The 9184-nt window shown below is 60.2% G+C and carries 6 protein-coding genes, 1 tRNA gene and 1 pseudogene; 4 read left to right on the forward strand and 4 right to left on the reverse strand.

The genetic code is table 11. From position 1 onward, the window contains the following. Position 1: 1 nt before the first annotated feature. Both DDD64_RS09220 and DDD64_RS08480 read left to right on the forward strand, forming a co-directional pair. Positions 2-169 (forward strand): IS3 family transposase, encoded by a 168-nt coding sequence (locus tag DDD64_RS09220; RefSeq protein ID WP_164545869.1) that lies wholly within the window; start codon positions 2-4, stop codon positions 167-169. Between the two features lie 620 nt (positions 170-789). Next, entirely contained in the window at positions 790-6105 is a 5316-nt protein-coding gene (locus DDD64_RS08480) for an exo-alpha-sialidase (protein ID WP_164545982.1), read from the forward strand. A 152-nt stretch (positions 6106-6257) separates the two neighbouring features. Here DDD64_RS08480 and DDD64_RS08485 read toward each other — a convergent pair whose 3' ends face one another. Together DDD64_RS08485 and DDD64_RS08865 are read right to left on the reverse strand one after the other, a co-directional pair. Further along, the gene (locus DDD64_RS08485) at positions 6258-7391 is read right to left on the reverse strand and encodes a sialidase family protein (RefSeq protein ID WP_126135934.1); all 1134 of its coding nucleotides are present in this window, start codon (positions 7389-7391) and stop codon (positions 6258-6260) included. A 9-nt stretch (positions 7392-7400) separates the two neighbouring features. Then, a complete protein-coding gene (locus DDD64_RS08865) occupies positions 7401-7544 on the reverse strand; it encodes a hypothetical protein (RefSeq protein ID WP_164545983.1) in 144 nt (47 codons plus the stop codon). A 326-nt stretch (positions 7545-7870) separates the two neighbouring features. On the opposite strand from DDD64_RS08865, the gene DDD64_RS08490 reads away from it, so the two are divergent. Next, the gene (locus tag DDD64_RS08490; RefSeq protein ID WP_126135935.1) at positions 7871-8431 is read left to right on the forward strand and encodes a GNAT family N-acetyltransferase; all 561 of its coding nucleotides are present in this window, start codon (positions 7871-7873) and stop codon (positions 8429-8431) included. A gap of 57 nt (positions 8432-8488) precedes the next feature. Beyond that, positions 8489-8576, forward strand: a tRNA-Ser gene (locus tag DDD64_RS08495). A gap of 61 nt (positions 8577-8637) precedes the next feature. On the opposite strand, the gene DDD64_RS09075 is transcribed toward DDD64_RS08495, so the two are convergent. Beyond that, entirely contained in the window at positions 8638-8784 is a 147-nt protein-coding gene (locus DDD64_RS09075) for a hypothetical protein (protein ID WP_241227715.1), read from the reverse strand. 165 nt (positions 8785-8949) lie between these two features. Then, positions 8950-9054: pseudogene (locus tag DDD64_RS09225) on the reverse strand (Abi family protein); the annotation flags it as partial. Positions 9055-9184 lie beyond the last annotated feature (130 nt).

Genomic DNA, 9184 nt, shown 5'->3' on the forward strand with positions numbered 1-9184 from the left:
GATGAAAACCGAGATTTATTACGGGAAGAAGTGGGCTACAACTGATGAGTTATGCGAGGCGATAGACGAGTATATGCTCTTTTATAACCAGAAGCGTATTACCTTGAAGTTCGATGGTTTAACTATCACGGAGCACCGTCAAACGGTTTTAAGCAATAATGTCCAATAAACAGTCCGCAGCCCCGTCCGGAATTTGCACTATGCTTCCCCTCCAACTTAGCGACGAGCCTTCATCACGAACAAAGTGGGCGTGAGAGCACCGTTTTCACCCGATTTCATGTTCCTTACGCCCACTTTGCTGACCGCACAGTCCGAGACGCCCATTTTGATACCTCTGCCTACCCCGTGGTCGCGGTGCGTGGCAGCCCGGACGGAACGAGTTTTCCGTCAGGGGGTGCCTCGCCAGGAAAGTCAAGGAAGCAAACTCATTGAGGTCGAAAAGCTCAACGACCCGGACTTTGTGTTGGTATAGCGAGGGAAAGTCTGGGTATTAGCAACCATTTCTGTCTATTTACCCGGAGCCCCGGTGGAGCGCTATTTGGCCATGTCAGATATTCTTACCGGGGCATTGAACTTCTTTGCGGAGCTACGTGCCGACTGCGCTGCGCCGTCGTACCGAAGCGCGGGGAAATGGACCCACCACGGCCGCAAGGCACCCCGGAACGTTGTTCCATTAGGCATTATTGTCTGACAATACTTTCCAAGCGCGGAGTTACTGTGCCATTTTCGTTGTTGTCTGACAACAGCGTCAGACGAGACGATGATGTCTGCCAGAAAGGTAACAGCACAATGTCAACTCCTCGCGCCCGGCGTGGGTGGAGTGCATTCGTGGCACTGTCAGCCACGGTTGCTCTCACGGTCACGCCGTTGACAGCGTGGGCCAGCCCGGGGGAAACGCCCCCGCAGCCCGAGCCTCAGGCAGCGGAAGTCCTCGAGACTGCGCAGCCGCCGGCCCTCACTGCTGACGAATTAGAATCAGGCACGTCAACTGCTCTCGCCGCGGAGAGCACGCCCGAAAACAGCGAAACGTCCACCGAAAATACCGATAGATCCGCCGAGAGCACCGAAGCTTCGGGAGCGGAAAATACCGCGGACGCCGCGAACTACATGTCGATCACCTTTAAACGCACCGATGACAACGGAGACGAGCTTCGCATCGGTCAAAAGATGACGTTCGCAATTACCTACACAAATCACTCGCAGCGCGCAATCACTGCGTTCCCATACCAGTCGAACCTTAAAGGTGTGCTGCCTCCCAAGGCTCCGAATTGCCGCTGGGCAAATCTCAAGCCGGGCGACACTAAGGGCTGCGCTACGGCCACCTACACCGTGACGGCCGAGGATGCCGCCAAGGGCACTTTCACACCCTTCGTGGAATTCCGCGCCACCGAAGATCGCAATGGCACGAAGGTGCTCCAGGAAGGCATCCGCCAGGAACTCACCCCGGTCACCCTCATTAACGAGCAGGCACCGAAGGATCCGGACCCGGCCACTATCCCCACCGAACGCGGCGATATGGAAACCGTGCGTCTGGCACGCGCGGGAGATAAGGAAGACTACTGCTACCGCATTCCGGCTCTTGCCCAGGCGAATAACGGCTGGATCCTGGCCGCGTATGACGGCCGCCCCGGATCGTGCATGGACTCCCCCAACCCCAACCACATCACCCTGCGCATCTCCAAAGACAACGGGAAATCGTGGACTGAGCCCAAGGAAATCCTCCAGGGTAAGGGAACGCTCCGCAGCCCCGATAAGTACGGGTATTCCGATCCCTCCTTCGTGGTGAACGAAGAAACCGGACGTATTTTCCTCTTCTCGGTCTACTCCTATGACAAGCGTTTCCAGGATTCGCGCCCCGGCACGGATCCCAATGATCGCAATGTGTTGCACGCGCAGGTCGTTTACTCCGATGACAACGGTGAGACCTGGTCGCAGCCGCGCATTATCACGGATGACATCACTTTCGATAAGAATATTCGCTCCCGCTTTGCCGCATCCGGTGCTGGTATTCAGATCAAGTACGGTGAGCACAAGGGCCGCCTGGTCCAGCAGTTCACCATGACCATGCCGAATAACCGCGGTTACGCAGCGGTGTCCGTCTACTCGGATAACAATGGGGAAACCTGGACTCCGGGCCAGCCTGTGTACGGCGGTATGGACGAAAACAAGGTCGTGGAGCTTTCCGACGGCACCCTCATGATCAACTCGCGCTCCTCGGATAACGTGTGGGCCCGCAAGATTGCGTATTCCACCGACGGCGGCGCAACCTACAGCCCCATGCAGGTGGATTGGCAGCTACCCGATCCGCATAACAACGCTTCGATTATCCGCGCCTTCCCGAACGCGCCGCAGGGCAGCGACAAGGCGAAGATTCTGCTTTATTCGTCCTCATCCCCGGATGGTCGCGAAAACGGCCTCATCCGTGTTTCCTACGACGACGGCGAAAGCTGGTCGGTGGGCAAGCTCTTCAAGAAGGGCGCTATGGCCTACTCCACGATGTGGGCGATGAAGGACGGCCGGTACGGCATCTTCTTCGAGGGCGATAACAATGACATGCTCTACGCACACTTCGGCTTTGATTGGCTGGATTCCGTGCCGCTCTCCACTACCCCCGAGCGCGTGGTGGTCAATCGCGGCGAAGCGAAGGTCAAGCTGAACGTAACCAACGTGGGAACCACCGAGATCGCAGATCCCGTCATCAAGCCGAAGTGGTTGCCACGTGGCTGGTCCGCTGAGGAAGTTCGTATGGGGAACCTGCCGGCCGGCGAAACCCGCACGGTCGCCATTCCGGTTACCATCGGCAAAAATGCTGTCGCGTACGACGACGACATTGGCCTCGACTTTGTTGTCGAAGTGGCTGGCAAGGTCGCGGTTAATGCCACCGCGCTAGCTCGGCTGGAAGAACGCGAAGGTGAAGAACCCGCACCGCAGGAATACATGACCGTGGAATTCGAGCGCACTGATGACGGCGGGGAACCGCTGCGCATCGGCCAGGAACTGACCTTCCGGGTCTCCTACACGAATACCTCGGATCGCACGATCACGGCCTTCCCCTACCAGTCCAACCTCAACCGCTTCCTGACCACCGGCACCCCGAATTGCCGCTGGGGTAATCTGGCGGCCGGGGATACCAAGGGCTGCAATACCATCACCTACAAGGTGACCGCGGAAGATGCCGAGCGTGGCAGCTTCACGCCTTACGTGGTGTTCCGCGCCACCGAGGATCGCGATGGCACGCGGGTGCTTCAGGATAATATCCGCGCCGAGCTACCCGCCATCAAGGTGATCAACGAGCGCATTGACCAGCAGCCGGATCCGGCCACTATCCCGACCGAACGTGGGGATATGGAAACCGTGCGCCTGGCACGTGCCGGGGATAAGGAAAACTACTGCTACCGCATCCCGGCGCTCGCGCAGGCCAATAACGGCTGGATCCTCGCGGCTTATGACGGCCGCCCGGATTCCTGCATGGACTCCCCGAACCCGAACCACATCACTCTCCGTATCTCCAAGGACAACGGAAAGTCGTGGACAGCACCGGAGGAAATCCTCCAGGGCAAGGGACATATTCGCGACGCGGATAAGTACGGCTTCTCGGATCCCTCCTTCGTGGTGAACGAAGAAACCGGGCGTATCTTCCTCTTCTCGGTGTTCTCCTACGATGTGCGTTTCCAGGATTCCCAGCCGGGCACCGATCCGGATAATCGGCGGGCCCTGCACGCCCAGGTTGTCTACTCGGATGACAACGGCGAGACCTGGTCGAAGCCGCGCCTCATTACCAAGGACATCACCTTCGATGAGAATATTCGCTCCCGCTTCGCGGCCTCTGGCGCTGGTATCCAGCTCAAGTACGGCCCGCACAAGGGCCGCCTCATCCAACAGTTCACGATGACCATGCCGAACGGCAAGGGCTACGCCGCCGTCTCCGTCTACTCGGATGACAACGGCGCCACCTGGACACCCGGCCAGCCGGTCTACGGAAACATGGACGAGAACAAGGTCGTGGAGCTTTCCGACGGCACCGTCATGCTCAACTCGCGGTCCTCGGACGGCATTATGGCCCGCAAGATCGCCTTCTCGAAGGACGGCGGCCAGACCTACACCCCGATGCAGGTCGAATGGCAGCTGCCCGACCCGCGCAATAACGCCTCGATTATCCGTGCGTTCCCGAACGCGCCAGAAGGCAGCGCGCAGGCGAAGATTTTGCTTTACTCCTCGTCGTCCGCGACCTCGCGTTCGAACGGCCTCGTGCGTATTTCGTACGACGACGGACGCACGTGGTCAGTGGGTAAGCAGTTCAAGCAGGGTGCTATGTCGTACTCCACGATGTGGACTATGGATGATGGCCGGTATGGCATCTTCTACGAGGGTGATAACAATGACATGCTCTATGCCCACTTCACCCTGGATTGGCTGAACTCGCTGCCTGTTTCCGCGGTGCCTGCGGAGAAGGCCAAGGTATACCGTGGCAAGTCCTCGATTCCGCTGTCGGTGACGAATATGGGTAGCGAGGATCTTGCTGGCGTGGTGGCCACCCCCGGTGAGCTGCCCGCTGGTTGGGAAGCTGAAGCTGTGGCGCTGGGCACCCTCAAGGCCGGGGAAACCCGCATTGTCCAGGTGCCGGTAACCATCGGCGCCAAGGTGCTGGCCGGTTCGGGTGATCAAACCATTCCGTTCCGTATTACCTCCGGTGACAAGGTAGCGGTCAATGGCTTCGCTGAGGTCACTCTCATCAACCGCGAATGCGAATCGCGGCCGGTCTACGTGCCGGGCGTGAAGATCGCTAATGACGTGGCGGCGGAAACTGCTCGCGAGGATAACGGCACCGATAACCTCTTCGACGGCGACCTCAATACCATCTGGCACAGCCCGTGGAGCTCCACGATCACGCTGCCCTTGGATATTGATCTGGCACTGCCCCAGGCTGAGAATATTGGCCGGGTGGATGTGCACCCGCGCAGCGCCGGTGGCGATAACGGCCGCATCCGCTCCGCGGAACTGTGGGCCGGTAAGGATGCCGAGAGCGCGGTGAAGATCGCTGAAGGTACCTTCGAGAATTCGCCGGAGCCGGCTACCTTCTTCGTGGACACTAAGGACACCCAGTTCCTGCGCCTGCGTATTACCGGAACCTACGGGACCCGGCCGAACTCGCTGGCCTCCGCCGCGGAAATTGCGGTGTACAAGATGACCGAGGTTTCCGATACCTGCGTGGAACCGAGCCCCGAACCCGAGCCGACGCCAGGTACCGAAGATCCGACGCCGGGTACTCCCGATCCAAGCCCCGCGCCGCAACCGACACCCGACAAGCCGGAACCCAGCCCGAGCCCGGATCCCTCGCCTGCGCCGCAGCCGACACCCGATCCGACTCCGGCACCGACTCCCACTCCGGAACCGACACCGGACCCGAGCGAGCCCGCGGTTCCCGAATCGAACGGCAATGCCAACTACCTTTCGAACTCGTGGACATCCACAGTTGCTGACCTCGTCTTCTCCTATGGGCGCAGCGGCGACGAAGTCCTCGTGGGCGATTGGACCGGTGACGGCCGCAAGTCCGTTGCCGTACGCCGCGGTAACCAGTTCTTCGTGAAGAACTCCCTGGGCGGCGGCAATGCCGATACCGTATTCTCCTACGGTAAGGCCGGCGATAAGGTCGCGGTGGGCGACTGGGATGGCGACGGCAAGACCACCTTCGCGGTCATCCGCGGCAACAAGGTGTTCGTGAAGAACTCGCTGACCAGCGGCAATGCCGATAGCGTCATCGCTTACGGCAAGGCCAGCGATACCCTCATCTCCGGTGACTGGGATGGCGACGGCATCGCGACCTTCGCTGCCGTGCGCGGCAACCAGTTCTTCGTGAAGAACTCCCTGGAATCCGGAAACGCAGACGCGGTCTTTAGCTTCGGCCGCGTAGGCGATGAGGTTATCGTGGGTGATTGGGATGGTGACGGCGTGGACACCGTTGGGGTGCGCCGCGGCAACATCATCTACACCGCCGACGCGCAGGGCAATACCGTGATGAGCGTCGCCTACGGCAAGCCCGGCGATAAGCTCCTCATCGGCGACTGGGACGGCGACGGCATCGACACGCCTGGCGTGCGGCGCTAAACAAATCCCGTCTCGCTCAGCACAACACCTCGTGCCTAGAAGCACCTCACGGCGCGATGGGTGAGACAAATACCGGGGCCGGGTGGGCTGGATTTTCCAGCCCACCCGGCCCCGGTTGCGTGGCGTGCCACGCGGGTTCTTTCTTGGCCGAATTAGCGCAGCGCGCTGCCCGGGATAAGGTCCAGGTAGAGCGAGTTCTCGCGTTCGAAAACGACGGCGAGGTTATCCGCGAGCCACACGGCGTCGGAGTAACCGAATTCGCCCGGGCCCAGGGAGCGGAGCAGGCGTCCGGCGTCGTCGACAATAGCGCCATTCTCCCGAGCGGTATCCGAATGCGGGTGGATGAGGACGGTGCCATCTCCGCAGGTGATCAGCTTGGCATTGCAGCCCGGATCGGGGAAACTCAGGGGTTGCGGTTCAGACCAGGTCAGACCGTCCTTCGAGCGCGCCACCACGCGCCCGCCCGCGCCCTGGAGGCGGATATTTGCGATCACCTCTCCCCCGCAGACCTCGAGGGTTGTTTCGTCCAGGCCGGGAGTGCCCACCGGGTGAATCGGCTCGGAAATTGCCACAATCTTGCCCGCGCGCACATGCACCACGTAGATAACGGCCTCCCCCCCGCGGTTTGTCACATAGGGGAGAAGCGCGGTATCGCCTAGCAACGGCGTGGAACCGGAAGTGGCAAAGATGCCATCACAACGCAGCTCGCTATAGAGCTCATCGTCCACCCGGGTATGGGTTAGGGAATCGAGGCCGGTACCCCAGGCGATCCAGGCTTCCAGCCGCGGGCCGGCGAAGCGGGAGCCGAAATAGCCGATCTCCTCCGAAGCCGCGTAGGCCAGGGTAATGCCGGCATCCGGCGCGGCGTTCTGGTCGCCTTCATTCCCGGTGCTCGCACCTTCGGGCCCACCGGCCACACACGGATCCCCGCACACGGCAGGGGTCCCCGGAACCGGGCGCGGTGCGGAAAACTCGAGGTCATCAAGGCGCAGCTGCGTACCCGGCGCGGGGAGTTTAGCGCTGATATAGCAAATCCGGTTGGGATTAGGGAGGTCGGCGGCCATCGCCCCGCCCAGGTTTTCCCAGTCAAAATCCCCGCTCGGATGCGGGCGTTCATCGAAGAAGACGGTCAGGTGATGATCCCGATGCAAGACTGCCGGGATGCGGAAATCACGGTCGGCGGTACGGGTGACGAGCGCGCGGGCCGAACGGCCAGCCGCGGCGCCAGCGCTGGGCACGGTGGCCTGCGCACGATCATTGTGCGGGTCCTGGTATTGAGAAGTCATGACACCATCCTATGTGGTTGTCAGACTTAATGCCGTGCGCCGGGCGCGGGCCGCCGCTGCGGACTTTTCCGCAATATAACGGGGCTGGTGGGCGAGAGGTGCGGCGTCGTCGCCCTCGGTAGCAGGAAGGCGACTGCCGGTGGTACACATCATGTTTTGACAGGGCCGCCGCGCTGTGTAAAATCCTGTGTGCAGCAAGCGAGGCCGGGCGGTACCACCCGCGTTTCCAGCTGTTCGCGTACAACAACGATACTGATTCTTGACCGTTACTAGAGCTTGCACTGAATACTTTTCTTGTTTTACGCTAGCGTTCAGCGGCCCATGACCGTGTGACACCCCCGGTGTTTCGTCCGGTACGACGACGCCACCCCCAACCCAACCTAACAGCAGCGCATACGTGCTCGATGCATGCCAGGCGCTGACTAAATTCCTGACCGAATTTCCCCTGTGGGACCGAGTTGCGGAGGACGACGACTCTCATGACCACTCAACCGACTCACCTGACCCGGTGCACGGCCGAGGATATTGCCACCCTCGCCACCATCCGCCGCACCATCGAAGAAACTATGGCCGCGACCGGCAACAGCCAGTGGCCGCTCGGTTCGCTACCCGTATGGAAGATCGCTGAGCAAGTGAACGCCGGCGAATTTTGGGCTTTGCGCGCGGCTGATGGCACCATCACCGCCGCCGTGCGCGCACTCCACTCCGACCCGCTCATCTGGTTCGATGACATGCCCGCCCTCTATCTGCACACCCTTATGGCCAATCCGGCCGTGGAGACCAAGGGGGCCGGGCGCGCGATCCTGGCCGCGATGGCCCAGCTGGCTGTTACCTACGGTTACGATCGCGTACGCCTGGACTGCGTGGGCCCGCTGCGCGGCTTCTATGCCCGCCAAGGTTTTGAGGACACTGGCATGACCCATTCCGGTAATCACTCGGCGGATATGGATGCGCACCTGATGGAGCGCATCCTGCTGCCCGAGTTCACGCCGGTAGGTGAGTTTGGAGCGGTACTCGAAGCAGCTGCGCCACTGGTGTAACAGCGGGCGAAACTACGCTAAACTAGCCTTTTGCAGCCCGCGTGGGCGGTGCTGCTAGGAGAGTTGTCAGAGCGGCCGAATGAGACGGTCTTGAAAACCGTTGTGCGGCGACCCCGCACCAAGGGTTCGAATCCCTTACTCTCCGCTTTATGCTACAAAAGCATGCCGAACCTTCGGCATGCTTAGTACCGCATCGAAACCGCCCGTTACCCGAACCGGGACACATCGAATTCACCGTAGCGAGCAGGTGTCTTTATCCCCGCGCTGAGTAGCGGGCTGGAATGGAGCAACGGATCTATTTGGTGGGTGAGCCATCCAGTAGCAATCCCTACTTTCGAGGTGAGTTCATCCATAGCTACGAATATTTTGTATACAGAACGCGGAGAGAACTGACCGTGCGTTTTCTTCGCCCTACGCTCAATGTTGGGAAGCAGCCCGGGAGCATCAAGAACGGAGTGATTCCACAACTTCGAACAGTGGGCGCACCTATTACGTAGATACACAAACGACCGTATTTGGCTAGGCAACGTACGCCTTGAAGTGCTGAGAGACTTAGCGATCTCATCTAGCACGCCCGATTCTCCAGATGCTGCGATTAAACGGGAAAGGGCGCCGAACGTCATTCCTGGGTTAATAGACAAAAAGTGGGTCTCATATCCGGGGTTTGCCCTGCCATAGCAACGAAAAGTCAGCCTTATTGAGCTCGAGTACCTCAATAAGCTTGCTTCCTTGACACCTGCGGTGGAATGTGCA

The organism is Actinotignum sanguinis (assembly GCF_003957255.1).
Taxonomy (GTDB): domain Bacteria; phylum Actinomycetota; class Actinomycetes; order Actinomycetales; family Actinomycetaceae; genus Actinotignum; species Actinotignum sanguinis.

Bases quoted from the DNA above. Each gene is read 5' to 3' on its own strand.
- DDD64_RS08480 (WP_164545982.1), top strand. From the start codon at position 790: ATGTCAACTCCTCGCGCCCGGCGTGGGTGGAGTGCATTCGTGGCACTG.
- DDD64_RS08865 (WP_164545983.1), bottom strand. From the start codon at position 7,544: ATGATGTGTACCACCGGCAGTCGCCTTCCTGCTACCGAGGGCGACGAC.
- DDD64_RS09220 (WP_164545869.1), top strand. From the start codon at position 2: ATGAAAACCGAGATTTATTACGGGAAGAAGTGGGCTACAACTGATGAG.
- DDD64_RS08490 (WP_126135935.1), top strand. From the start codon at position 7,871: ATGACCACTCAACCGACTCACCTGACCCGGTGCACGGCCGAGGATATT.
- DDD64_RS09075 (WP_241227715.1), bottom strand. From the start codon at position 8,784: ATGGATGAACTCACCTCGAAAGTAGGGATTGCTACTGGATGGCTCACC.
- DDD64_RS08485 (WP_126135934.1), bottom strand. From the start codon at position 7,391: ATGACTTCTCAATACCAGGACCCGCACAATGATCGTGCGCAGGCCACC.